Consider the following 23,925-nt stretch of genomic DNA (forward strand, 5'->3'; position numbering starts at 1 on the left):
CCTTGTTTCGCGTCGGGGGGATTTAACCGTACCCGACATCGGCGCGAGGCTCTACACCGAATGCGACATCTCCCTGACCACCACCGAACACGTGTAGGAGCTGCCGAAGGCTGCGATCTTTTGATTTTGATTTAGAAAAAACAAAGTCAAAAGATCGCAGCCTTCGGCAGCTCCTACAGGGGATTTGTGGTGATGCGGATCAAACCGAATCCAGTAACGTCTGCCGGGACTTGTCATCGCAATTGCAGATCACCCGGTTACGCCCGCTGGCCTTGGCCTCGTACAACGCCTGATCGGCATCATTGAGCCAGCGTGTTGCGTCGGCATGCGCCGGATCGTACGCCGCCAGGCCGATGCTCAAGCTGACCTTCAACGCCGGATTCTGCTCATAACCCAGAATCGCGAAGCGCTCACGCAACGCTTCCATCGCCTGCGCGGCGTTGAACAGCGGCAGATCCGGCAAAATCACGCAGAACTCATCACCGCCGTAACGCCCGGCAACGTCAGTCGCCCGCAGGTTTTGTTTAAGTAACTTGCTCAACTGGCGCAACACGATGTCGCCCGCGACATGGCCGTAGGTGTCGTTGATCGCCTTGAAGTGATCGATGTCGATCAGCGCAATCGCCGCACCCTGCTTCTGCCGCTTGCAGCGCTGAAAAGCGATCTCCAGTTGATCCTTCCAGGCGCCATGATTGAGCAACCCGGTCAGGCTGTCGGTGCGGCTCAAGGCGAGCAATTCGCGTTTATGCAAGCCAAGCGTGTAGGTCTGACGAAAGCAGATCCAGCCCAGCGCCAAGGGGTATAGCAGCAGAAGCGGGAAACAGGCATACATTTGTGCAGGTGTGGTTTGCGGAATGAATGCCGGAGCAAACACCACCAGCCCGACGCCGACCCCGAGCAACTGCGCCGCAGAGCCTGCCAATAGAAAGCGTGAACCACCAATAGCGACGTTGTTCATCGCCATCATCGAAATGGTCGTCGCCGTGGGCAGCGGATTGAAATGCATGGCGGCAAGCCAAAAGCCGCCGAAAAAGGCGTCGATCAACAGATTGCGGTGTTCAGCGTGGTAAGGAACCCGGGCGCGGCGCGCCCATTGAAACGCCAGATGCGGCCAGACCAAGCCATTGAAGAACATCAACGCCCAGACCCAGAGCGGCGGATCGAGCGAATACATCGCCACGCTCACGCACACAAGCCCCAGAATCAACCCGAGGATGCGCGATGTATAAAGCCTCCTGGCCAATGAAAGTCCCTTTCCTCCGGTATTTCCCATAAGGACCTCGATCACGCACACCGCAGGACGGATGTGCTGGAAGTCTAACAGGGCGACGTTAAATAGCCATCACCGGCCAGCGGGCTGAATAGCGCGACATCAGGGCCGCGCACAGTGCAAATATTTGGCTATACATGAAAGGAGCAAAATGGAAAAAAAACTATAAGAAGGAGACCCATGCACACCTATCACGTGTTGATCATCGGCAGCGGTTTTGGCGGTCAATGTGCTGCGGTCAACCTGCTCAAGGCCGGGATCGACGATTTTCGCCTGCTGGAGCGACGGGACTTCTTTGGCGGCACCTGGTGCCAGAACACCTACCCCGGCGCGGCGGTGGACGTGCCGTCGCCGCTGTATTCGCTGTCGTTCGCGCCGTACCGCTGGTCGCAGATGTTCGCCGGACAGGCCGAACTGCAGCGCTACACCGAACATGTCATCGAGGAATTCGGTTTGCGCGAACGCGTTGAGCTGGAGGCCAATGTCGAGCGCGTCGAATGGGACGACACGGAAAAACGCTGGGCTGTGCACACCGCCAGCAAAGGCACCTTTTATGCGCAGTTCCTGATCAATGCCACCGGACCATTGAGCCAACCGGTCATCCCACACTTTCCCGGCCAGGATCGCTTTCAAGGCAAGACGTTTCATACGAACAACTGGGATCACAGCTACGACTACCGCGCTAAACGCGTGGCCATCGTCGGCAGCGGCGCGAGTGCGGTGCAAGTGATTCCGACCATTGCGCCGCAGGTCGAGCAATTGCACGTGTTTCAGCGCACGCCACACTGGGTGCTGCCCCGCGCCGATCGTCAGTTCGGACCGCTGCAACGCTGGCTGCTTGGCCGCAAACCCGCCTACAAACTGTTGCGCTGGCTGATTTACTGGCAATTCGAAACCCGCGTCATCGCGTTCAAATACTCGAAAGCGGCGATTCACATGGTCCAGCAGCACGCCCTGCGCTTTCTCAAACGCCAAGTGCCAGACCCGGCGCTGCGAGAAAAACTCACCCCGGACTTCACCATTGGCTGCAAACGGGTGCTGGTGTCCAGCACCTATTACCCGGCGCTGAACCGTTCCAACGTCGCCTTGCATACGCGCGGGCAAGGCATTGCGTCCATCGACGAAACCGGGATCGACACCGAGGACGGCCAGCACATCGATGTTGATCTGATTATCTGGTCGACCGGGTACGACGCCACCGACGGGGTGATTTCCTACCCGGTCAGCGGAAAAAACGCCGTGCAACTCAGAGATGTCTGGGCGCAATACCCGCGCGCCTATCTGGGCACCAGTCTGCCGGACTTTCCCAACCTGTTTATCGTCACCGGCCCGAACACCGGCATTGGGCACACCTCGGCGCTGTTCATCATCGAATCGCAGATGAACTACATCCTTGACTGCATTCGCACCGTGCAGGCGAAGGGTCTGCGCAGCATCGAAGTGCGCCCCGAAGCGGAACGTACCTACACTGAGATGATTCATCGGGAAATGGAGCGCACGGTCTGGAAGTCCGGCGGCTGCCACAGTTGGTATCAAAGCAAGAGCGGTCATGTGATCGCGATGTTTCCCGGCTTCAGTTTCAGCTACCACCGCTTGACCCGAGCGCTGAAACCGGCCGACCACATTCTGTCCTGAACACGTAAAAGGAATACGTCGATGCTTTTGCTGTTTGTCGCCCTCGCGGTTTTCGTGGCCTGGAGCTGGTTGAGTTATCCGGCGGTTGGTCATTGGCTGTACGACCTGAACATGGCCATCGAGGCCAAGTTGTACAAATTGCACAAGATCGAAGTGCCGATTGCCGAGATGACCGTCTCGACTTGGCAGGGCGGGCCGTATGAAGCGGCCAGCGCGATTCTGATGCTGCATGGCTACAGCGCCGACAAGAACCTGTGGCTGCGCTTTTCCCGGCACTTCGTGCGCCAGTATCGGGTGATCATCCCGGACCTCGCCGGCCATGGTGAAACCGGCTTCAAGGCGGGCGGCGGCTACGACATTCCGTTGCAGGCCAAGCGCATGATCCAGTTGCTCGACGTTTGCGGCGTGGAGAAAGTCCACGTAATCGGCAACTCGATGGGCGGCTACATCGCCGCGTGGCTGGCGGCGACTTATCCCGACCGGATCGCCTCGGTGGCATTGATCGACCCGGCGGGCGTCACCGCGCCTGAGGCCAGCGACATGGAGCGGCATCTGGCGCGCGGGCATAACCCGTTTCTGATCAATTCGCGGGAAGAGTTCCAGCAGTTCTACGCGATGACCATGGCCACGCCGCCATGGGTACCCAAATTGGTGCTGGACGCCATCGCCCAGCGCTACGAACAACAACGCGATGAACTGGAAGAGATTTTCCGCGATTTTCGCGCCAGCCCGCCGATGGAGCCGAAACTGGCCGACATCAAGTGCCCGGCGCTGTTGCTCTGGGGGCGCAAGGATCGGCTGATCGACGTCAGCAGCGTGCCGGTGTGGAGCAAGGGCATCGCCAATTTGCGTGTGGATGTCTGGGATCACGTCGGGCACATGCCGATGGTTGAACAGCCGGGGAATACTGCGCGCCTGTATCGCGAGTTTCTGGGAAGCCAAAGATGACAATGCACTCTTCCCCTGATCGTTCCCACGCTCTGCGTGGTAATGCCTCAAGGGACGCTCCGCGTCCAGTGACGCGGAGCGTCACGGGCTGCATTCCCACGCAGAGCGTGGGAACGATCAAGGGTAAGGGCTTGAGATGAACATTCTTTATGACGAACGCTTCGACGGCCCGTTGCCGCAGGTGAACAAGGCCGAATTCCTCAAGTCATTGCAGCAAACGCTGCCAGATCTCGACATTTTGTGGCGCGAGGAAGAACTCAAACCCTACGAATGCGACGGTCTCTCCGCCTACCGCACCACGCCGATGCTGGTCGCCCTGCCCCGACGAATTGAGCAAGTGCAAACCCTGCTCAAACTCTGCCATGAGAAAAACGTCCCGGTGGTTGCCCGTGGTGCCGGCACCGGGTTGTCCGGCGGCGCCTTGCCGCTGGAACAGGGCCTGCTGCTGGTGATGGCGCGCTTCAATAATATCCTGCACATCGACCCGGCCGCGCGCACCGCGCGGGTTCAACCGGGGGTGCGCAATCTGGCGATCTCCCAGGCAGCGGCGCCTTTCGGCCTGTATTACGCGCCAGATCCATCCTCGCAGATCGCCTGTTCGATCGGCGGCAACGTCGCCGAAAATGCCGGCGGCGTGCATTGTCTCAAGTACGGTTTGACCGTGCACAACCTGCTGAAAATCGAAGTGCTGACCATCGAAGGCGAACGCCTGACCCTGGGTTCGGACGCCCTCGATTCAGCGGGTTTCGATTTGCTCGCGCTCTTCACCGGCTCCGAAGGTTTGCTGGGGATCATCACCGAAGTCACGGTCAAACTGCTGCCCAAACCCCAGGTCGCGAAAGTCCTGCTGGCCAGTTTCGATTCCGTAGAAAAGGCCGGCCGTGCGGTCGCTGAAATCATCGCGGCGGGGATTATTCCCGGCGGCCTGGAGATGATGGACAACCTCGCCATTCGCGCCGCCGAAGATTTCATCCACGCCGGTTATCCGGTCGACGCCGAGGCGATTCTGCTGTGCGAACTCGATGGTGTCGAAGCCGATGTCCACGATGATTGCCAACGGGTGCGCGAGGTCATGACCGCGGCCGGCGCCACCGAAGTGCGTCAGGCCCGCGACGAAGCCGAGCGCGTGCGTTTCTGGGCCGGGCGCAAAAATGCCTTTCCGGCCATCGGTCGTTTGTCACCGGACTATTACTGCATGGACGGCACCATCCCGCGCCGCGAATTGCCCGGGGTTTTGCAAGGCATCGCCCGCCTCAGCGAAGAATACGGATTGCGCGTGGCCAACGTATTCCATGCCGGCGACGGCAACATGCACCCGCTGATTCTGTTCGACGCCAATCAACCCGGCGAGCTGCACCGCGCCGAAGCCTTGGGCGGCAAGATCCTCGAACTGTGCGTGCAGGTCGGCGGCAGCATCACCGGCGAACACGGCGTCGGCCGCGAGAAAATCAACCAGATGTGCGCGCAGTTCAACAGTGACGAACTGAACCTGTTTCATGCAGTAAAAGCCGCGTTCGACCCACAAGGCCTGCTCAATCCCGGCAAGAACATTCCGACCCTGCACCGCTGCGCCGAATTCGGCGCCATGCATATTCACGCCGGACAATTGCCGTTCCCCGAACTGGAGCGTTTCTGATGGCCGACGTCGATGCCGCCAGCGCCCTGCTCGATCAGGTCAACGAGGCCCGGGCCAATGCCACGCCGCTGAAAATTCAGGGTGGCAACAGCAAAGCCTTTCTCGGCCGCGAGGTTGCCGGTGAAGTGCTCGACACCCGCGCCCATTGCGGCATCGTCCGTTACGAGCCGACCGAACTGGTGGTTACGGCGCGCGCCGGCACGCCGTTGTCCGAGCTGCTGGCGGCGCTGGACGCTGCCGGGCAAATGCTGCCGTGCGAACCGCCAGCGTTCGGCGAGGGCGCCACCGTCGGCGGCATGATCGCCACGGGTTTATCCGGGCCTCGGCGGCCGTGGTCGGGCTCGGTGCGCGATTTCGTCCTCGGCACGCGGGTCATCACCGGCCTCGGTCAGCACCTGCGCTTCGGCGGCGAAGTGATGAAGAACGTCGCCGGTTATGACCTGTCGCGGTTGATGGCCGGCAGTTACGGCTGCCTCGGCGTGCTCACCGAAGTGTCGCTGAAAGTCCTGCCGAAACCGCGCCAGTGCCTAAGCATTCGCCTCGACATTGAATGCGCGCGGGCACTGGCCAAGCTTGCCGAATGGGGTCAGCAACCGTTGCCGATCAGCGCCGCGTGCCACGATGGCCAGAGCCTGTATCTGCGTCTTGAGGGCGGCGAAGGCTCGGTGACGGCGGCGCATCAACGCCTCGGTGGTGAGCCGTTGGATTCAGGGTTCTGGCGGGATCTGAATGAGCAGCGTCTTGCATTTTTCAACGAAGGTTTGCCGCTGTGGCGCTTGTCGTTGCCGAACAATCTCGGGCCACTGGATCTGCCCGGCGAGCAACTGATCGACTGGGCCGGTGCACAACGCTGGCTGAAATCCGACGTCGAGCACATGCATATTCTCGCTCAGGAACTCGGCGGCCATGCCACCTGTTTCACCCACGGCGCCAGTTCTTCGCCGTTCCAGCCGCTGGCCTGGACACTGCTGCGCTATCACCGACAACTCAAGGCGCAACTCGACCCGCAAGGGCTGTTCAACCCCGGGCGCATGTACGCGGAGTTCTAGCCATGCAAACCACCCTCAGCGAACAGTCACTGCAACTGCCCCGTGCCGCCGAAGCGGAAAAAATCCTCCGCACCTGCGTGCATTGTGGCTTTTGCAATGCGACCTGTCCGACCTATCAGTTGCTCGGTGATGAACTCGATGGCCCGCGCGGGCGCATCTACCTGATCAAACAAGTGCTCGAAGGCGCACCTGCGACGGCGCAGACGCAACTGCACCTGGACCGCTGCCTGTCGTGCCGCAACTGCGAAACCACCTGCCCGTCCGGCGTCGACTATCACAACCTGCTCGACATTGGCCGCGCGGTGGTCGATCACGCGGTGCCGCGTCCGGCGGCGCAGCGCCTGTTACGTGAGGGCTTGCGCGCATTGGCGCCTAATCCGGGATTGTTCAAAGGCTTGTTGCGGGTGGGCACGACGTTTCGGCCGCTGTTGCCGCGCTTGCTTGAAAGCAAATTGCCGCAGCACTTGCCGGTTAACGGCTCGCGCCCTGCCCCTCGGCATGCCCGGCGGGTGTTGTTGCTTGAAGGCTGCGTACAACCGGGGTTGTCGCCAAATACCAATGACGCCACGGCGCGGGTGCTGGATCGTTTGGGCATCAGTGTCACCCCGGTGGCCGAGGCCGGGTGTTGCGGCGCGCTGGACTATCACCTCGACGCGCAAGCCAAAGGCCTCGATCGCGCCCGGCAGAATATCGATGCCTGGTGGCCACACCTGCAAAACGGTGCCGAAGCACTTGTGCAGACCGCCAGCGGTTGCGGCGCATTCATCAAGGATTACGGGCATTTGCTGGAAGACGATCCGGTGTATGCGGCCAAGGCCAGGGAAATCAGCGAGCGGACGGTGGATCTGGTGCAGATACTTGATCGGGAAACGCTGGAAAAAGTCTGCGCAGCGAGCGAGCGACGGATTGCCGTGCATTGCCCGTGCACTTTGCAGCACGCGTTGAAACTGGGCGGCGCGGTGGAAGCTGTGCTGACACGCCTGGGTTTCAATCTTACCGCCGTGCCCGACGGCCATTTGTGCTGCGGCTCGGCGGGTACGTATTCGTTGACGCAACCGGTGCTGGCCCGGCAACTGCGCGACAACCGCCTCAATGCGCTGGAAAGCGGCCGCCCCGAGCTGATCGTCACCTCCAACGTCGGCTGTCAGAGCCATCTGGCCAGCGCCGGACGCACGCGGGTGATGCACTGGATCGAACTGGTGGATCAGTCGTTGGCAGAATGAAGTTCGTAGGATTCTTCGTTTGCCCGCGTGCAAGAAGGCTGCGATCTTTTCCCTCATCCATTCCGTGACCGTGGCAGGAATTTTTTTCATGACCGTGCAGCCGTTCGTCAGCCCCGACCTGATCCGCCAACGCTTCTCCAAAGCGATGTCCGACATGTACCGCGAAGAAGTGCCGCTGTACGGCGCGCTGATGCAATTGGTCGAGCAAACCAACCGCGAGGTGCTTGCACGTCAGCCGGACATCGCCTGCCAGCTCGACAGCACCGGCGAAATCCAACGGCTGGACATGGAGCGCCATGGCGCCATTCGTGTCGGCACCGCGACGGAGCTGGCCACCCTCGCCCGCCTGTTTGCAGTGATGGGCATGCAACCGGTGGGTTATTACGACCTGACCCCAGCGGGCGTGCCGGTGCATTCCACAGCGTTTCGCGCCGTGCATGAAGAGGCGCTGCAAGTCAGCCCGTTTCGCGTGTTTACGTCGCTGTTGCGCCTCGAGTTGATTGAGGATGCGCAACTGCGTGCCTTTGCCGAATCAGTGCTGGCCAAGCGTTCGATCTTTACCTCGGAGGCGTTGCGCCTGATCGCGCAAGCTGAAAACGCGGGCGGACTGAATGAAAGCGAGGCCGAGGCATTCGTCCTGCAGGCACTGGAAACCTTTCGCTGGCATCACAGCGCTACGGTTACCGCTGCGCAATATCAATCTTTGAGCGCCCAACATCGCTTGATCGCCGATGTGGTCGCATTCAAAGGCCCGCACATCAATCACCTGACCCCGCGCACGCTGGACATCGACCGCGTCCAGGAACAGATGCCGGCCCATGGCATCACCCCGAAAGCCGTGATCGAAGGTCCGCCGCGCCGGCAGTGCCCGATCCTGCTGCGCCAGACCAGTTTCAAGGCGCTGGACGAGCCGATCGCCTTCACCGATCAGAACCAAACCCGTGGCAGTCACAGCGCGCGTTTCGGCGAGATCGAACAGCGCGGCGCGGCACTCACGCCCAAAGGCCGGGCGCTGTATGACCGCTTGCTGAATGCCGCGCGCGATGAACTCGGTGACTTCCCCAACGAAGGCAATGCCGCACGCTACAACGCGCTGATGGCTCAGCACTTTGGCGAATTTCCTGACAGTGTCGAGGGTATGCGAGAACAAGGGTTGGCGTACTTTCGTTATTTCGCCACGGAAAAAGGGCAGGCTGCTGGAGGGCTTGGGCAGTCGTCTCTGGAGGACTTGTTGCGCGGTGGTTATGTGAAAGCGGAACCGTTGGTGTACGAAGACTTCCTGCCGGTGAGTGCGGCGGGGATTTTTCAGTCGAACCTTGGCGACGCGGCACAGGCGCATTATGGCGAGCATTCCAATCGGCAGGCTTTTGAGCTGGCGCTGGAGCGCGCGACCATTGATGAGTTGGGGTTGTATGCGGCGACGCAGCAGCGTTCGATTGATGAGTGTCTGTCCCGATTTGCGCGTTGAAAAATCAAAAGATCGCAGCCTTCGGCAGCTCCTACAGGGGAAATGCATGCCAAAGGTAGGAGCTGCCGCAGGCTGCGATCTTTTGATCTGAAAGTCTTGAAGCAGCCACTCCAGCCAAATGAAGGCACCTGGCCATTGTGCGCAAGAAGTTGCGCACTTGTTTTGCAAAAAAGCCTGATAAAACCGCTGAGAGCCACGTCGCACAAGGCCTGCAGCCAAGTGCGCAAGAAGTTGCGCAGTACTGCGCAACTTCTTGCGCACTTTTGCCTTGAGCGAGCGCTTTATTTCGCACAAGCGCCTGAAAAATCAGACAAACACCCCGGCCCGCATGGTCGCCACAATTGTTGGCACGCTCCTTGATAACAGTCAGGCACCCACCGGGCGATTTCGCCTCCCGGGCACCTTAAATTATTCCGCAAGGAGAGCACCCCATGGCAACACCAGCGTACATGTCGGTTACCGGCGAAAAACAAGGCCTGATCACTGCAGGCGCTTTCACCGCTGACTCCGTAGGCAACACCTACCAGGAAGGCCACGAAGACCAGGTTATGGTTCAGGCTTTCAGCCACGACGTGATCATCCCGCGTGACCCACAATCCGGTCAGCCAACCGGTCAGCGCGTTCACAAGCCAGTTGTGATCACCAAGGTCTACGACAAAGCTTCGCCTCTGCTGCAAGCCGCTCTGACCTCCGGCGAGCGCATGAGCGAAATCGTTATCCAGTGGTTCCGTACTTCTGCTCAAGGCACCCAAGAGCACTACTACACCACCAAACTGGAAGACGCGATCATCGTCGCCATCAACAACAAAATGCACAACTGCCAGGATCCAGGCAATTCGCACTTCACCCACCTGGAAGAAGTGCAGTTCACCTACCGCAAAATCACCTGGACCCACGAAGTATCCGGTACTTCGGGTTCCGATGACTGGCGTGCTCCAGTCGTGTAATTACGGCTGATCGTTACAAGCATCGGCCAGCTCTGCTGGTCGATGTTGTTTTCGCCCTCCAGAATTTCGCGTAAGTTGAGCCGCTTTGCGGTCGTCGACGTACGCCGCTGTACAGCACGAGGAACAAGGGATGTTCGCGCCGGCCAATGAAACCCACTTTGCCCTGACCATCGAAGGTCTTTCTGCTGACTTTCAGGTATTCACCCTGCAAGGTCGCGAAGCCATCAGCCAGCCTTTTGTGTTCGAGGTGGAGCTGGTCAGTGAGCAGCCGTCGCTGGACCTCGAAACCCTGCTGCACAAACCGGCCTTCCTGCAATTGTCGCCCGACGGCAGCGGCATCCATGGCCAGATCTACCGCGCCGCGCAAGGTGATTCCGGCAAACGCCTGACCCGTTACTCAGTGACCCTGCGCCCGCAATTGTCCTACCTGGCGCACCGCGTCAATCAGCGCATCTTCCAGAACCTCACGGTGCCGAAAATCATCGGCATGGTCCTCGAAGAGCACGGCATTCAAAGCAACGCCTACGAATTCAAGACCGGTTCGATCTATCCCGAGCGCATCTACTGCGTGCAATACGATGAATCGGACCTGCATTTCATCCAGCGCCTGTGCGAGGAAGAAGGTATCCACTACCACTTCGAGCACACGGCGACGGCGCACAAACTGGTGTTCGGCGATGACCAGACGGTGTTCCCGAAACTCAAGCCTGTGGCCTATCAGCAAGACTCCGGCATGGTCGCCAGTGACCCGGTGATCAAGCGCTTCGACCTGCGCCTGGAAACCCGCACCAGCCGCACCACCCGCCGCGATTACGATTTCGAAAAACCGCGTATTACCCTCGAAAGCGAAAACCGTGGCGACGCCCTGCCCGACCTCGAAGACTACGATTACCCAGGTCGTTTCATCGACCGCGAGCGCGGCAAACACCTGGCCAAACGCGCCCTCGAACGCCATCGCAGCGATTTCAAACTGGCTGAAGGCAAGAGCGATCAGCCATTGCTGGTCAGCGGCCACTTCCTCGCCCTGACCGCGCATCCGAAAGCCAAATGGAACGACCTATGGCTGCTCACCGAAGTCCACCACGAAGGCAAGCAACCGCAAGTCCTCGAAGAGTCGGTAACCAGCGACACCACCGCGCTGAAAGACGATTTCCACCAGGGCTATCGCAACCGCTTTCAGGCCACCCCATGGGACGTGCCCAACCGCCCGCCCCTGCGCCACCCGAAACCGCGCATCCTCGGCAGCCAGAGCGCTGTGGTCACCGGCCCGAAAGGTGAAGAGATCCACTGCGACGAATACGGCCGCGTCAAAGTCCAGTTCCACTGGGACCGCGAAGGCGAAGCCGACGACAAAACCAGCTGCTGGTTGCGCGTCTCCAGTGCCTGGGCTGGCGCGCAATACGGCGGCATCGCCATCCCACGCATCGGCATGGAAGTGCTCGTCACCTTCCTTGAAGGCGACCCCGATCAACCGCTGATCAGCGGCTGCCTGTACCACAAGGAAAACACCGTCCCGTACGAACTGCCGGCGAACAAGACCCGCAGCACCTTCAAGACCCTTAGTTCCATGGGCGGTGGCGGCTACAACGAACTGCGTATCGAAGACAAAAAAGGTCAGGAACAGATCTACCTGCACGCCCAGCGCGACTGGGACGAAAACATCGAGCACGACCAGAAAATCCGCGTCGGTAACGAACGCCACGACACCGTCGAAAAGAACAGCTACAGCGAATTCAAAGCCGAAGAACACCACACCGTCTACGCCGACCGCAAAGTCGAAACCCGCGCCAACGACCACCTCACCGTCGGCGTGAACCAACACATCAAGATCGGCACCGGCCAGTTCATCGACGCCGGCCAGGAAATCCATCTCAGCAGCGGCATGAAAGTGGTGATGGAAGCCGGTAGTGAGCTGACCCTGATCGGCGGCGGCAGCTTCATCAAGATCGACGCCGGCGGCGTGACCATGAGCGGGCCGGTGATCAATATGAACTCCGGGGGAAGCCCGGGGAGCGGCACCGGTGCGGCGCCGTTGTTGCCGGGCGTCGTGAAACAGGCTGACGCTGACAAGGCTGGCAAGGTGTTAGTCCCGCCAATGACCAATCCGTTTGTAAGAAAAAGCGTTCAAGGCCTACCCCTTGTTCCGATCTGTGGAAAGCAAGCCAATGGCGCTTGCTCGCGAGAGGTTTGCCCATGTCTGAATGGCTGAGTCATTTCCTTGAACAACCCGTGGCCACGACGCCATCGGGTAGCAGTGGAAACCGCACCCTGTATGGCATCATCGACAGCGTTCGCCAGCCCCGGGCTCTGGAAAAGCTTTACCAACAGTCCGGGTTGAATGGTGTTGAAAAGCTGTTTCAGGACACGCCGTTTGCCGAAATGAATGATGTCAGTCCGATCTGGCTGCAACTGACACCGGGAAGTCCTGCCGCCGCCCAAGCCATTGAGCTATGCCGCGACAACCGCGCCGGAATTTTGCTGACCTCGCGTGAAAAGCCGGAGACCGCGCTCTTGCATGCTCGTCGCCTCCTGCGCATGAACGACCCGTCTCATGGTGACTCGCTGGCGCGCTACTACGACCCGGCATTCTGGAGCGCGCTGGCGTTGACGGTACCCGCCCGAGCACTGTTCGGCCCTTGGGTCAGCGTCTACACCCCGCCCGCCCACAGCGACGATCAACAATGGCGTGTTTGGGAACAAACAGAAAAAGTTGATGCCTCTAATGGCGAACAAAAATATCCGCTGCACCTAAAGAGCAACACGCTGATAGCGTTCGATGAGATCCGCTGGTGGTACTGGATTCGGCTGCGGAACGCCGAGTCCGCTGCGAGCTTATCGGATTCGCAATTGTCTGACGTGGCCGATAATTTGCAACTGCTGGTGGATCACGGCATTGAAGAAGGACGTCATCTTGAGCACCTGCTGCCGAATCTGAACCAAGGTCCGTTGCAGGCCCGCACCGACGTCATGAACGTGCTGAGCAGCGACATGCCGGCATTCGAGAAAGTACAACGACTGGAAGTCTGAGATGACAGGTACGTCCGAACAAACACCCGCGCCAGAACAACCACCTGTTGTCATTCCGGCCGATCAACCAAAAAAGGCTGCCGACGCGGAAACGTTCTGCAAAGACAAGAAGCCGGGCTGCAGCAGCAGCTATGACGACATCATCTACGTCACCGGTCAGCGCCGTTTCTGGCTGTTGCCCAAGCGCACGTCCGAGAAACTCAAGGAAAGCGTCAGCCTGCTCAAACAGAAAACCGTCGACGCTGATAAAGCCACGCGCATGAGCAACATCGCCGACGCGGGTTTGATGGACTACTTCCTCACCCCGGGCCCGGAAGCCTTTCTCGAAGGCGAGCAACATAGCAGTTACCTGGCGTCGAAGTCGGCAATCCCCGAAGATACTGCCAAAAAGGCGCAGTGCCGCAAGGATTGGGAGGCGGCAAAAGCCAAGGGTGATAGCGACGCCACGATGCACGCCGAGCGCGAGATGTTCCACGCTGGACAACGCATCGAGAAAAACCAGAAAAACATGGAAACCCTCGAAAAAGTTTCCGACGAAAAAGCAAAAACGTTGGGGTACAAACGAGAAAACGGCGTCTTCTATACCCCGCGCGCGTTAAAGGCCTGTGAAGCCATCGATACGTACATTAAAGAGCGCGACAAGGCGAAAGCCCACGGCTACAAAATGTTCGATCCAGGCACCAAGAAGATCGCCTCGGCTTGGGAACATCTGAAAGAATATAAGGCCCTTCACAAAAAGTTGATTGAAACCGGCGAGATCGACGAAAAGAAACTCAAGGGTGTGCAAATCAACATCTTGGCGTTGAAAGACCTGATGTCCAAGTACATCAATGCCATCGTCGAGCTTGCCGAGTGCGGGATTGCAGTTCCCGAGTTTGCGCTGAGTCCCGATGACCAATACGCCGGTACCGAGGATTTTCAGGCATTCATCGAGCTGACCACCAAACGCGATGAGCTTGAGAAAAAGATCGAAGAACGTTACTCCCAATGGGTCTCGGCCACTGGCGGAAAATCTGCGCCACCCGGCGTGCTCTTCGTCAGCTTGCAGAAACAGTGGTACGACCTGAATGACGAGGCAGAGCGAATTCAGAACACCGCCGAAGCACGCGTTCGAGCACTGAAGCCGCCCCGCCTGTTTCTCTGGGACGCGGAAAGCTACAAGCCAAAACCCCTCGAACGACTGGCCAAAACAAACATTCCACTGCGTGAGCTCAGCAGCGCATCGTCGACGACGATCCTGAACCACATCAGCCTGAAACATCTGGCGCAGGTCAGCGGCAACGCATTCGAGGGTCAACTCAAAGAACTCGCGACCAGTTTGCCAAAGTCGATTGCCAAAGAATCCGACGACGACCGGATATTCAGTGATTGGCTGGAACAGGAAGGCGCGCTGCAGTTCGATGAAAAGGGACCATGGTTCGATGAACATGGACTTTTCGTGCCTGAAAAATTCTTCACCGCACTGGAAGCCAAAGGCTACAGAGTCGAAAGCATCAAAGCCGAAGCCAAACGCAAAAGTTGGGGCGAAAACCTCAAAGCCATGGTTTTCGAAGATAAACAGTTGCGCAACCTCATGCTGTTCGACAACAGCCCGCAGGCCCAACTGGTTCGATGCTTGCTCCCGGAAAGTGCCAACCTGCTGTCCGAAGTCAAAATGGAAGGCCCCACGCTGAAAAGTGGTTCCCCTCAGATTGCCAACGTAGAAGTAGCACTGGATGTAACTGCGTGGCGCGGGGAAGTCAGCTTACTCAAAGTCGAATTCCCGAAACGGGCAAAAGCCGATCCTTGGGTCGCGAAATACAAGGCCCAGGACGGCAGCGTGCGCAGCGTCAACTTCGGCAAACTGTCTCTGGATCTGGAAGCCAAGGCCTGGGGATTCGCTGGCGCAAGCCTCATGCTGTCACGCGACCTGACCCTGGACCAGAAAACCGGCTACACCAGCCTGGTCGGTGTGGACATTGCCGAGAAATCCGGCGACCTGGCGAAGTTCGAAGTGTTTGCCGGCGCTCAAGCGGGGTGCAAAGTCACCGGCAAACTGTTCTGGTGCCCTCCCCCAAGCGTCCTCCCACCTGCTCCCGTGCCCAATCGCATTTCAGCCAACCAGTGGCGCCCTATGGCCAAACTGGAAGTTGAAGTGGCCGTGGCCATCGGCGCCGGCTACACCGGCGACATGCAACTGCGGATGCAAAACGGCCTACTGCTGTTATCGATCAAGGGCGCGCTGGTTTGGGGCGCAGGCGTCAAAGGGTATTTGACCTTTGAAGTCGGCTACGACAGCATCGTGGCCTTGACGGAACTGGTGCGACAGGAAATGGCCGCGAACCAATACAAGGATCTTGAGTGGGTCGATGGCGAAGCCTTGGACTACCTGCAAAAACTGAGCTTCCTCGGCGCCACCGGTATCGATGTGGCGTTTGCCTATGTGCGTGGGTATGCGATTGTTAAAGGGTTATTTGATGCACTGACCGAGGGGGGACGTGGGGGACAAATTGCTCACACACTTATCTTGGATAAAAACCAAAAAGTAATGCAGGATTGGGTTTACAACCTAACCCCACAGGCCCTAGGCCCATTACTAATGGCTTTAAGTACTTCACCTAAGTCATTTTCTGCTGAAGATGATGAGGACAGTAAACGCTACAACAACGACGAGGCATACCTCATTCAACAACAAGCAATTGAAAGATGCCTCAGTTGGATTTCAAAAAAACCTAATGCGAATTTGCAATTTGAAGAAGCAATTATTTGCATGAATCGTGACGGGATTCGTCCCCCGCAGGCAGGACTTATGTTCTGCAAAAACAAGTTAAAACTCGATCTATTCATGAATGAAAGGGTTTTAGGCCACATCCCGGGCAACAACAGAATGCGGGAGCGATACTCAGAAAACGCTAAACTTCTAGGGGCGAGAATGAATAGCCACTGCACTTACTCGAGCACATATACCGGCCCTGCATTTGCACCCATTCAAGAAGTCAAGGCTTTCTACAAAGGACCAAACATTGATTAAAACACTATACGCCATTATTTTATATTCAATATTTCTATCCACTTCAGCTTTTGCAGAACTTACGACCGATCAACAAGTAGCAAAAAATAAAGGCCTTATCCTGTATCAGCAAAGTGATTGGTACGATTCTCAGCCGCTACTGAAAATTGCGGCAGATGCGGGAGACAGTACAGCGCAATATTACTTGGGAGAGGCTATCCGCCTCAGCAACCGCTACACCACCGAAGACGCAAAAAAATGGTACGAATCAGCAGCTAAGCAAGGAAATTTGTATGCAATGCTTCGGTTGAGTAATTCGCATGATTTGTGCAAAGAGATGGGGAGTTGCTCAGGTAAAAGTAATGAAGAATGGCGGAATTATGCACTACAGGTTGCAAATGAGCGCGCCAAGAAAGGCGATACTGAGGCAATGATTGTTTTATTTACTGCCAAGCAAGGTTTGCAATGGTTGGAAAAAGCAGCGACGGCAGGCAGTGGATTTGCTCAAAAAGTCCTTGCCGGTAAGTACAAAGATGGTGAAGGCTGGTTCCTTATTCCTGGCAGCCGCGAAAAAGCCGTTGAGAAATGGTTCAAAGCTTCAGCGGAGAGCGGCTACCCACCGGGTATGTACCTTTACGCAAATTTTTTATATGAAAATAAAGCAAGCAAAGAAGACGTAGGATATTGGCTAAAAAAGGCCGCTGAGTCAGGTCACATTGATGCCGCTGGTGGATATGCCCTCACTGTAGCGCATCTCCCTGACAGTTACGGATTTCCGTTGGACTTAGTAGAAGCCTATGGAATCACCTACCTTATCTCCCATTTGCAGGGCGGTGGCGTAGCCCCTGAGGATGCTAGAAGAAGCCTTTCTGAAATTGCCGAAAAGATGAGTCCTCAAGAAATCAAGGATGGGATCCGTTTTGCCAAAGATTGGGAAAAGACTCACCCACCACTTTCCTACTTTGTTCCGGCTTACGGCTATTGATCTAAGGAAGTTTATCTGTGTCCGCTTTCCGCCCTATTTTCTTGAGCATCGCCTTGTGGGTTTCCACCACATCAATTTCCAACGCCCAAGTCATTGAAAATCAAGCGGCAGCGAAAGAAACTGGCATTATGCTTTACCAGCAAAGTGCATGGACTTCCTCGCGGACTTTTTTACAAACCGCTGCCGAAGCAGGCGATCGAGACGCTCAGTATTACTTAGGCGAGGCCATCCGCCTAAGTAACCGTTACATGACAGAGGACGCCGTAAAATGGTACGAGGCCGCAGCCGAAAAAGGACACATCTATGCCATGCTGCGTCTTAGCAACCAAGAAGATCTATGCACTTTAGTCGAAACCTGCACGCAGAAAAATGTTAAGGACTGGAGAACTTTGGCCTTAAAAACTGCACACGAACGCGCGGAGAGAGGCGACACCGAAGCAATGGTTGCGCTCTTTACAGCCAAACAAGGTTTGGAGTGGTTAGAAAAGGCTGCAGACTTTGGTGATAACTTTGCCCAGCAACTTCTAGCAAGTGCCTACCAAAGTGGACAGGGTTCGTTCCTGATCCCAGGCAGTCGAGAGAAAGCAGTCAAGAATTGGTTTAAGGCGTCTGCGGAAGGGGGCTATCCTCCTGGAATGTACCTTTATGCTAACTACCTATATGAGCACAATGGGAAAAAGGAAGAGATAGGACACTGGCTTAAAAAAACAGCTGAAGCAGGACATATCGATGCACTTGGAAGCTATGCCCTCAATATCGCCCACCTTCCGAATAGTTACGACTTTCCGCTCGATTTAGTCAAAGCCTATGGCTTTACGTATTTGATAACACAGCTCCAAGGAGGGGGAGCAGCACCAAGGGAAGCGAAGATCAGCCTCCCTGAGATTGCAGAAAAAATGAAACCTGAAGAAATCGAAATGGGGATTTCATTCGCAAAGGAATGGGAAAAAACACACCCCCCACTTTCCTACTTTGATCCAATTTACGGATATTAAGCCAATTCATTCCCAGGGCCACCGCCAAACGCTATAAGTGCAACTAGCCCTTGGGCATTTGTAGAACCAACAATTGCATAACAAGAAATTAAAATTTTATAGATCCCACCAATGATCAAAAATATTATTTTTATTGTTCTCGTTAGCACTGTCTAACCCAGCTTACGCCGGAATGACAGCAGCGCAAAAAGAGGCCGGAGAAACGGGAATTATTCTTTTCAAACAGAGTGACTGGTACGACTCCCAGCCCTTTCTGAACATTGCCGCAGAGGCAGGGGATCGTGACGCACAATATTATTTGGGCGAAGCTATTAGACTCAGTCAGCGCTATATCACTCCAGACGCAAAAAAATGGTATGAGGCCTCAGCTGAGCAAGGTTTTTTATATGCAATGCTCCGCTTAAGCAACAAAAATGATTTGTGCGGAAGTATGGGAACTTGCACAGATAAAAATGGAGTCGACTGGCGAGAGCGTTCACTAACAACGGCTCAAGAACGAGCAAAAAAGGCGACACAGAAGCAATGACCGTCCTGTATACGGCTGGTCAGGGCCTGCCATGGCTTGAGAAAGCGGCCGAAGCAGGTGACAGTTACGCACAACAAATGCTGGCTAGCGCTTACAAAAGCGGTGCCGGGTGGTTTTTGATTCCAGGTAGTCGAGAAAAAGCGATTATCAAATGGTTTAAAGCGTCATCGGAAGGCGGTAACCCGAGAGGTATGTTCCTCTATGCGAATTACTTATACGACCATAATGGTAGTAAAGAAGAGATCGCATACTGGGTGAAAAACTCAGCGGAACACAGCAATATAGATGCAGTTGGCACCTACGCATACAAAATTTCAGATCCGTCCAATGAACTTGGCTACCCAGAAAATCTGATTGAAGCATACGGCTTGACGCTTTTACTTTCAAAACTGGAGGCAGGAACAGCACCAGAAGATGCAAAGCGACTGCTCCCGGATCTGGCTAAAAAAATGAATCCTGTAGAAATAACAGAAGGGATTGAGCTTTCGAAAGAATGGAAAAAAACTCACCCTCCTTTATCTTATTTCGATCCAATATACGGGTACTAGACAATCAAACATCCTTAATATATCAACCGTCGATCAACTGCAATCAGGGTAGAACACGGTTTCTTTTTTCTAGATGAAATTTGCCCCGGAATGCCTTTCACCTTTACGCACTCTAAACATGGTCTGTCCCTGAGATCCCCCTGAGAAATCCCAGCATCAACTTTGAGGGTCTAGCTTAAAAAGGCACCTAGAGTAGTGCCTTTTCACATTGAAAACCTCAGAGCAGCTTGTCCGACTGAATCGCACATCGGAAACTTGTACCTGGATAGTAAGCATCCTCGTTTGGATTTTCCGGCCAGCGCCGTACAACCGGCGCTGCTGACAATGGGGCTTCGGGGTAATTTGAACCACGTTTTACTTTCTGCTTACCATTTTTTGGACCTTCAGGATTTTCTACCGGCGAATTCTGATAGTACTCATCGTCGTACCAATCATTTACCCAATCGGTTGCATTGCCTGAAAGGTTATATATGCCCAACGGATTAGGAAAAAATCTATCAACAAAGAATGTTTCCCCCTCCCCTTCCATTGGAAAATTTTTACCGAAATCCAAGCTCCCACTACTAGTTGGAAACAATATATGCTGCCCGCGATTTCTCGCCGCGAATTCCCACTGTGCCTCCGATGGAAGATCTACACCATAGCCGCTGATGCCTGCTATCCACTGACAATAATCCTTAGCTTCCTGCCATGTTTTTGTAGGCGCAGGAAGCCTAGGAGAATACATACTCTTTAAATTTTCTCTATCACGAAGTTTAGCATCAAACACTTCTATACCTTGCGACATAAAGAAAACATCAAAATCACGCACGGTCGTCTGAAATTTTGAAAGATAATAAGAGCTCAACTTAACCGTATGTACAAAATCGTCATCTGCATTGCGGCTAATATTACAAAGCTGGTCCGTTTTTTGCCCACATGGCCAGGTACAAACATTTTCTTCGTCGTACTCACAAGCCCAACCAAAATCCCCCATATCAAACTGGCCACCTTCAACAAAAACCATATTGTCGATTGACTGCACTACCGTATTCAGCACTTTGTCACGAAGTTCGCTGGAAAGGTCAGGGTATTTCGTTTTGATTGTCGTCGCGATCGAGGCCACCTTTTCAGGGGACATACTTTGACTGCTGGGTAAAGAACCCGATTTTGCACCGCATCCGGTGAAAAGCATCGTGCTTGCCAGGGCTAACGCATACGGACGTATCACTAAAAATTCCTTATAAAGTGCCCGAAAGGCAACGGCTAACCCGCATAAAAACCGCGAAAAGCTGAAGAGCAACAGTACGTCATCAAAGCTGAAGCCCCGCATTCACAATGCATCTACTCAACCAGTTCGCCCGCCACTGCATACTTCACCACGACCCGATTCCGATAAAGCCTCTCCCTTTCCACCAACTGCCCCACCTGCCCCTTTTCCCTGACCTCTCGCCAAATCTCGTTCTCGCGAAACACCCTGCTGCCCTCTCGCACAAACCGGTGTGCCTCCTGGAACACGTGGTAGCGATATTCCCTCACCCGATCACACAGCAACTCCCCTTCGAGTTGTGTCTCGCCGACGTTCAATTTCAGCTGAAAGTGCCGATCCGTCGGGTTATGCAGCACCAGATCAACGTAGTTGTAGAAAATCGCCGCCCCGGACCCGAACGGCAGCACCCTCCCCTCATCCGGAAACGGGTCGAAGCTGTGGTTGGAGCGTTCGACCACCACCAGCGGTGAATGAATGGCCATCCAGTGAATCAGGTTGCTCAGTTGGCAAATGCCACCGCCTACCCCGCGTCGTGCCTCGCCGAAGGACAGTTCCATGCCTTCAACGTAGCCGCGCTTCAACGTCGGGCGGCCGACGAGGCGGCAGAAGGAGAAGTGTTCGCCGGGGCCGATGATGACGCTGTCGATGGCGGCGACGGCGAGTTTGAGGTTGATGACTTTGTTGTGTTGCAGGGCGAGGTCGGAGTCGCCGAGTTTGCGGATGAGTTTTGAGGTGTGTTTGAGGTAGCGAAATGGCAGGCGCTCGGCTGCGGCGACGGGGCGTGCGTAGCGTTTGCTAGAGCAGCGCCAGGCAAGCTGGCGGAACAGTCTTTTTTGCCACACGCGCAGCCAGTACAAGGCCGGGTGGTAGAGGGAAAGTGGTTTCATCCGTGACACAACGGCGTGCGCCGTTTCTTCCTTGAACCGTGAGAGGGGCGCGCATTTTATCCGGTAATGACCGGCAGCACCCCATGCATTTCATAAGACCAACCGCCTCTCTTCGGCATACATCTACCGTCACATCCGCAAATTAAGGTTCGCCTAAGGTTGCCTCGCTACGATCGCGGCCACGAAACCCTGATGCCCTTGAATCGCAGATGAGTCCTTCCGACATGAAAGCGTTTGATTTACCAACCCAGCCATCGTCGAATTTCAGCCTTGTCTTGGTAAATTACAAAACCCCGGACATCACCAGAATGTGCCTCGAGCTTTTGCGTGAGCACGTCCAGGAGCAACGCATTCCGGTGTGGGTGGTCGATAACGATTCGGCGGATGCCAGTCTGGATTACTTGCGCTCGCTCGACTGGATCAACTTGATCGAACGGCCTTCGCCGGGCAAGGAAGTCGGCCATATTGCGCATGGCAAGGCCCTGGATCTGGCGCTGGAAAAAGTCGACACCGATTATCTGTTTCTGTTGCACACCGACACCTTTGTCTACGACAAAGAAGTGTTTGCCATGATGATGCGCGAGTGCACGAAAACCCCGGACATGGCTGCAGTCGGTTGTGTCGAACAACTCAATCGGGGAGTTTTGCGTGATACGTGGCGACTAACTTCGCGCTTTTGCAAGCACTATGTTCGCAAAGCAAAAGTGCGTCTAGGCCTGCGCTCGAAAATGCCAAGACCCTACAAAGAAACTCATCTGAAAAGTTTCTGCACATTGTGGAATGCGCGTTTGATGAAGTCCCAGGGCCTGCACTTCTGCATGGATGAAGAGGTGCCGGGTTATACGCTGCAAGATCGAATGAGCAACCTGGGCTATGGCATCAAGTTTTTGTCGCCGCGAAAGATTTTCAGTTATCTGGACCACATCCAGTCAGGAACCGTCGCCGCTGCAGGCACCTACGGCAAAAATCACCGCAGGACGAAAATGTATCAAGCGACGTTGAAGCGCCTCCAAGGACAACAAGCCTGAGGGGCAGACCTCGACTTAATTCATGGCAAACAAAAAGGGCGACTTCAAAGTCGCCCTTTTTGTTTGTGAAAATTGTATACAACTTCTCCAAAGAGGTGTTCGCCCAGTGTAATGGCCTGGCAATCCATGCACCGGTAAAGAGCCCTGACACTGGGCGAACGGGAGGGATTTTAATGGAAGTTGGCAGATATGTCCTCATGCTTAAACATGAAATTTATGTACCAGAAAGTTAAAAAGTGTGTACCACCGATATTTACCGGGAAACTTCCGACAGACTTTTTTATATGATTGTTCTCATACATAAACCTGTACAAGAACAGTCATCCTGTAGAGCTAATACTCAACTTTCGTGTTGACTGGTCACTTTTAAGATATCGGTGTAAGTGACAATAACGCTCTGCCCTTCTTTCAGATCTTTCAGCTTGGCTTGAATTTCAGGCTGTTTCACGTCGAGGACTTTCGATTGACCTTGCGGGTTTTGCAGGGTCACCTGATTTGTCTTCAAATCAATTTTGGTGATTTTCAACTGCACCTGAACCTGACGATACGCCTCGCCGCCGGGGTTATCGCTGCCCGGAGCCTTACGCAACTCACCGGTACGTTCGGTAGTGCCAGGCAGACCTTTATCCACATCGGTGTCGAGGTAAGCGGCGACAGAACGCTGTACCTGGATGTTGACCTGATCGCCCACCTTCAGATTGGCGAGGTTTTTCGCCTTGTCACTGAGCTGAACGTGAACCGGCTTGCCTTCGGCCCCTTCGAGCACAACCTGATGGTTGGCGGCATCGACGGAGATCACTTTGGTGGTGACCTGATCGGCTTCAACAGTGGCAGACAGCGGAATATCGGCAGCCAGAGCGCCGAAGCTGGTGGCGGACAGTACGGTTGCGAGGGTGATGGCCTTGGCCAGTGCGTCGAGCTTCATAATCAATACTTTCCCTGTGATGAATGGCAGCGCCCGGCGTTGAAGCGGCTTCGACGCCGGGCGTGCCACTGAGCATAGACGCTGTTCAGGGCTTGGCGGGTGTTTGTTGTTTTGCGGTGTCCTGCGCGGTGGATTCGCCGCTGGGCGTGCCTTTGCCAGTGTTTTCACGCTGTTTCGGGTCGGTGGGGCGCAGGGCGTCGTTGTCGCGTTCGGTTTCGCCGGGTGGACGGGGTTCGTCGGGGTGTTCGCCTTGGGTGATGGGTTTCATGGGGTTGTCCTCAGGCTTCGGGGTCGTCGAGTTCACGGGTGACGTTAATCGCGGGTGAATCCTTGTGCAGGTCGTCGGCTTTGGCGCGCAGGATCTGCCATTGCTCAAGGTCGATGGCGCCTTGGCCGAGCAGGTCGTCGGCGACGCGTTGCAAGTCAAAATAGTGCGCGTCGGGGGATTGCTGCCAGTAGGTCTGGTCGTCGAAAAGGCGCTGCCAGGTGGTCATGTCTGGGGGGTGCAGGTCGTCGCTCATGGCTAATCCTCGGCAGATTTTTCTGTAGAGGACAACACCCAACCCAAGTTCAAACCGATCCTTTGTAGG

At 55.7% G+C, this 23,925-nt stretch carries 21 protein-coding genes; 15 read left to right on the forward strand and 6 right to left on the reverse strand.

The window, feature by feature from the left end; all coding sequences use genetic code 11:
* Nucleotides 1-199 precede the first annotated feature (199 nt).
* Nucleotides 200-1,273 (reverse strand): diguanylate cyclase, encoded by a 1,074-nt coding sequence (locus tag CKW14_RS03805; protein ID WP_095124733.1) that lies wholly within the window; start codon nucleotides 1,271-1,273, stop codon nucleotides 200-202.
* A 177-nt stretch (nucleotides 1,274-1,450) separates the two neighbouring features.
* On the opposite strand from CKW14_RS03805, the gene CKW14_RS03810 reads away from it, so the two are divergent.
* From CKW14_RS03810 to CKW14_RS30370, 14 genes are all read left to right on the forward strand, one after another.
* Nucleotides 1,451-2,905, forward strand: a complete 1,455-nt coding sequence (locus CKW14_RS03810) for an NAD(P)/FAD-dependent oxidoreductase (RefSeq protein ID WP_095124734.1) — start codon at nucleotides 1,451-1,453, stop codon at nucleotides 2,903-2,905.
* 21 nt (nucleotides 2,906-2,926) lie between these two features.
* Nucleotides 2,927-3,853, forward strand: a complete 927-nt coding sequence (locus CKW14_RS03815; RefSeq protein WP_095047522.1) for an alpha/beta fold hydrolase — start codon at nucleotides 2,927-2,929, stop codon at nucleotides 3,851-3,853.
* 136 nt (nucleotides 3,854-3,989) lie between these two features.
* Nucleotides 3,990-5,489: a glycolate oxidase subunit GlcD gene (glcD, locus tag CKW14_RS03820; protein ID WP_095124735.1), complete on the forward strand. Its 1,500-nt coding sequence runs from the start codon at nucleotides 3,990-3,992 to the stop codon at nucleotides 5,487-5,489.
* Nucleotides 5,489-6,538 carry a glycolate oxidase subunit GlcE gene (glcE, locus tag CKW14_RS03825; RefSeq protein ID WP_095047524.1) on the forward strand — a complete coding sequence of 350 codons (1,050 nt, stop codon included), beginning with the start codon at nucleotides 5,489-5,491 and terminating at the stop codon, nucleotides 6,536-6,538. Before glcD ends, glcE begins: the two co-directional genes overlap by 1 nt.
* A 2-nt stretch (nucleotides 6,539-6,540) precedes the next feature.
* Nucleotides 6,541-7,761: a glycolate oxidase subunit GlcF gene (gene glcF / locus CKW14_RS03830; protein ID WP_095124736.1), complete on the forward strand. Its 1,221-nt coding sequence runs from the start codon at nucleotides 6,541-6,543 to the stop codon at nucleotides 7,759-7,761.
* An 88-nt stretch (nucleotides 7,762-7,849) separates the two neighbouring features.
* Nucleotides 7,850-9,229, forward strand: a complete 1,380-nt coding sequence (locus tag CKW14_RS03835) for a VOC family protein (RefSeq protein ID WP_095124737.1) — start codon at nucleotides 7,850-7,852, stop codon at nucleotides 9,227-9,229.
* Nucleotides 9,230-9,660: 431 nt separating this feature from the next.
* The gene (locus CKW14_RS03840; RefSeq protein WP_007919523.1) at nucleotides 9,661-10,176 is read left to right on the forward strand and encodes an Hcp family type VI secretion system effector; all 516 of its coding nucleotides are present in this window, start codon (nucleotides 9,661-9,663) and stop codon (nucleotides 10,174-10,176) included.
* A 130-nt stretch (nucleotides 10,177-10,306) separates the two neighbouring features.
* Complete coding sequence (tssI, locus tag CKW14_RS03845; RefSeq protein ID WP_371857723.1) at nucleotides 10,307-12,385, forward strand: type VI secretion system tip protein TssI/VgrG; 2,079 nt, start codon at nucleotides 10,307-10,309, stop codon at nucleotides 12,383-12,385.
* Complete coding sequence (locus CKW14_RS03850; RefSeq protein ID WP_095124738.1) at nucleotides 12,370-13,203, forward strand: DUF4123 domain-containing protein; 834 nt, start codon at nucleotides 12,370-12,372, stop codon at nucleotides 13,201-13,203. The genes tssI and CKW14_RS03850 overlap by 16 nt, the downstream gene beginning before the upstream one ends.
* Nucleotide 13,204: 1 nt before the next feature.
* The gene (locus CKW14_RS03855) at nucleotides 13,205-16,213 is read left to right on the forward strand and encodes a hypothetical protein (protein ID WP_095124739.1); all 3,009 of its coding nucleotides are present in this window, start codon (nucleotides 13,205-13,207) and stop codon (nucleotides 16,211-16,213) included.
* Nucleotides 16,206-17,177 (forward strand): tetratricopeptide repeat protein, encoded by a 972-nt coding sequence (locus CKW14_RS03860; RefSeq protein WP_095124740.1) that lies wholly within the window; start codon nucleotides 16,206-16,208, stop codon nucleotides 17,175-17,177. Before CKW14_RS03855 ends, CKW14_RS03860 begins: the two co-directional genes overlap by 8 nt.
* Nucleotides 17,178-17,194: 17 nt before the next feature.
* Nucleotides 17,195-18,172: a tetratricopeptide repeat protein gene (locus tag CKW14_RS03865; RefSeq protein ID WP_095124741.1), complete on the forward strand. Its 978-nt coding sequence runs from the start codon at nucleotides 17,195-17,197 to the stop codon at nucleotides 18,170-18,172.
* Nucleotides 18,173-18,344: 172 nt separating this feature from the next.
* Nucleotides 18,345-18,698 (forward strand): hypothetical protein, encoded by a 354-nt coding sequence (locus tag CKW14_RS30365; protein ID WP_371857724.1) that lies wholly within the window; start codon nucleotides 18,345-18,347, stop codon nucleotides 18,696-18,698.
* Nucleotides 18,695-19,246 carry a tetratricopeptide repeat protein gene (locus CKW14_RS30370; protein ID WP_371857725.1) on the forward strand — a complete coding sequence of 184 codons (552 nt, stop codon included), beginning with the start codon at nucleotides 18,695-18,697 and terminating at the stop codon, nucleotides 19,244-19,246. The genes CKW14_RS30365 and CKW14_RS30370 overlap by 4 nt, the downstream gene beginning before the upstream one ends.
* Before the next feature lie 217 nt (nucleotides 19,247-19,463).
* Here CKW14_RS30370 and CKW14_RS03875 read toward each other — a convergent pair whose 3' ends face one another.
* Both CKW14_RS03875 and CKW14_RS03880 read right to left on the reverse strand, forming a co-directional pair.
* A complete protein-coding gene (locus CKW14_RS03875) occupies nucleotides 19,464-20,558 on the reverse strand; it encodes an SUMF1/EgtB/PvdO family nonheme iron enzyme (RefSeq protein ID WP_256587179.1) in 1,095 nt (364 codons plus the stop codon).
* 11 nt (nucleotides 20,559-20,569) lie between these two features.
* Nucleotides 20,570-21,382: a VanW family protein gene (locus tag CKW14_RS03880; RefSeq protein WP_095124742.1), complete on the reverse strand. Its 813-nt coding sequence runs from the start codon at nucleotides 21,380-21,382 to the stop codon at nucleotides 20,570-20,572.
* Between the two features lie 224 nt (nucleotides 21,383-21,606).
* On the opposite strand from CKW14_RS03880, the gene CKW14_RS03885 reads away from it, so the two are divergent.
* On the forward strand, nucleotides 21,607-22,410 hold the full coding sequence (locus CKW14_RS03885; protein ID WP_095124743.1) for a glycosyltransferase family 2 protein: 804 nt from the start codon (nucleotides 21,607-21,609) through the stop codon (nucleotides 22,408-22,410).
* Nucleotides 22,411-22,750: 340 nt separating this feature from the next.
* Here CKW14_RS03885 and CKW14_RS03890 read toward each other — a convergent pair whose 3' ends face one another.
* The 3 genes from CKW14_RS03890 to CKW14_RS03900 all read right to left on the reverse strand — a co-directional run bounded on the left by CKW14_RS03890 (nucleotide 22,751) and on the right by CKW14_RS03900 (nucleotide 23,856).
* Nucleotides 22,751-23,335, reverse strand: a complete 585-nt coding sequence (locus CKW14_RS03890) for a hypothetical protein (protein ID WP_095047534.1) — start codon at nucleotides 23,333-23,335, stop codon at nucleotides 22,751-22,753.
* Nucleotides 23,336-23,420: 85 nt separating this feature from the next.
* Complete coding sequence (locus tag CKW14_RS03895) at nucleotides 23,421-23,603, reverse strand: hypothetical protein (protein ID WP_034152556.1); 183 nt, start codon at nucleotides 23,601-23,603, stop codon at nucleotides 23,421-23,423.
* Nucleotides 23,604-23,613: 10 nt separating this feature from the next.
* Nucleotides 23,614-23,856, reverse strand: a complete 243-nt coding sequence (locus CKW14_RS03900; protein WP_095047535.1) for a hypothetical protein — start codon at nucleotides 23,854-23,856, stop codon at nucleotides 23,614-23,616.
* Nucleotides 23,857-23,925: the final 69 nt, after the last annotated feature.

This window comes from Pseudomonas sp. Irchel s3a12 (assembly GCF_900187485.1).
Classification (GTDB): domain Bacteria; phylum Pseudomonadota; class Gammaproteobacteria; order Pseudomonadales; family Pseudomonadaceae; genus Aquipseudomonas; species Aquipseudomonas neuropathica.

Excerpts from the sequence above, each read along its gene's own strand:
- CKW14_RS03805 (WP_095124733.1), bottom strand. The coding sequence starts at position 1,273 with ATGGGAAATACCGGAGGAAAGGGACTTTCATTGGCCAGGAGGCTTTAT.
- CKW14_RS03810 (WP_095124734.1), top strand. The coding sequence starts at position 1,451 with ATGCACACCTATCACGTGTTGATCATCGGCAGCGGTTTTGGCGGTCAA.
- CKW14_RS03815 (WP_095047522.1), top strand. The coding sequence starts at position 2,927 with ATGCTTTTGCTGTTTGTCGCCCTCGCGGTTTTCGTGGCCTGGAGCTGG.
- glcD (WP_095124735.1), top strand. The coding sequence starts at position 3,990 with ATGAACATTCTTTATGACGAACGCTTCGACGGCCCGTTGCCGCAGGTG.
- glcE (WP_095047524.1), top strand. The coding sequence starts at position 5,489 with ATGGCCGACGTCGATGCCGCCAGCGCCCTGCTCGATCAGGTCAACGAG.
- glcF (WP_095124736.1), top strand. The coding sequence starts at position 6,541 with ATGCAAACCACCCTCAGCGAACAGTCACTGCAACTGCCCCGTGCCGCC.
- CKW14_RS03835 (WP_095124737.1), top strand. The coding sequence starts at position 7,850 with ATGACCGTGCAGCCGTTCGTCAGCCCCGACCTGATCCGCCAACGCTTC.
- CKW14_RS03840 (WP_007919523.1), top strand. The coding sequence starts at position 9,661 with ATGGCAACACCAGCGTACATGTCGGTTACCGGCGAAAAACAAGGCCTG.
- tssI (WP_371857723.1), top strand. The coding sequence starts at position 10,307 with ATGTTCGCGCCGGCCAATGAAACCCACTTTGCCCTGACCATCGAAGGT.
- CKW14_RS03850 (WP_095124738.1), top strand. The coding sequence starts at position 12,370 with ATGTCTGAATGGCTGAGTCATTTCCTTGAACAACCCGTGGCCACGACG.
- CKW14_RS03855 (WP_095124739.1), top strand. The coding sequence starts at position 13,205 with ATGACAGGTACGTCCGAACAAACACCCGCGCCAGAACAACCACCTGTT.
- CKW14_RS30365 (WP_371857724.1), top strand. The coding sequence starts at position 18,345 with ATGACAGCAGCGCAAAAAGAGGCCGGAGAAACGGGAATTATTCTTTTC.
- CKW14_RS30370 (WP_371857725.1), top strand. The coding sequence starts at position 18,695 with ATGACCGTCCTGTATACGGCTGGTCAGGGCCTGCCATGGCTTGAGAAA.
- CKW14_RS03875 (WP_256587179.1), bottom strand. The coding sequence starts at position 20,558 with ATGCGGGGCTTCAGCTTTGATGACGTACTGTTGCTCTTCAGCTTTTCG.
- CKW14_RS03880 (WP_095124742.1), bottom strand. The coding sequence starts at position 21,382 with ATGAAACCACTTTCCCTCTACCACCCGGCCTTGTACTGGCTGCGCGTG.
- CKW14_RS03885 (WP_095124743.1), top strand. The coding sequence starts at position 21,607 with ATGAAAGCGTTTGATTTACCAACCCAGCCATCGTCGAATTTCAGCCTT.
- CKW14_RS03890 (WP_095047534.1), bottom strand. The coding sequence starts at position 23,335 with ATGAAGCTCGACGCACTGGCCAAGGCCATCACCCTCGCAACCGTACTG.
- CKW14_RS03895 (WP_034152556.1), bottom strand. The coding sequence starts at position 23,603 with ATGAAACCCATCACCCAAGGCGAACACCCCGACGAACCCCGTCCACCC.
- CKW14_RS03900 (WP_095047535.1), bottom strand. The coding sequence starts at position 23,856 with ATGAGCGACGACCTGCACCCCCCAGACATGACCACCTGGCAGCGCCTT.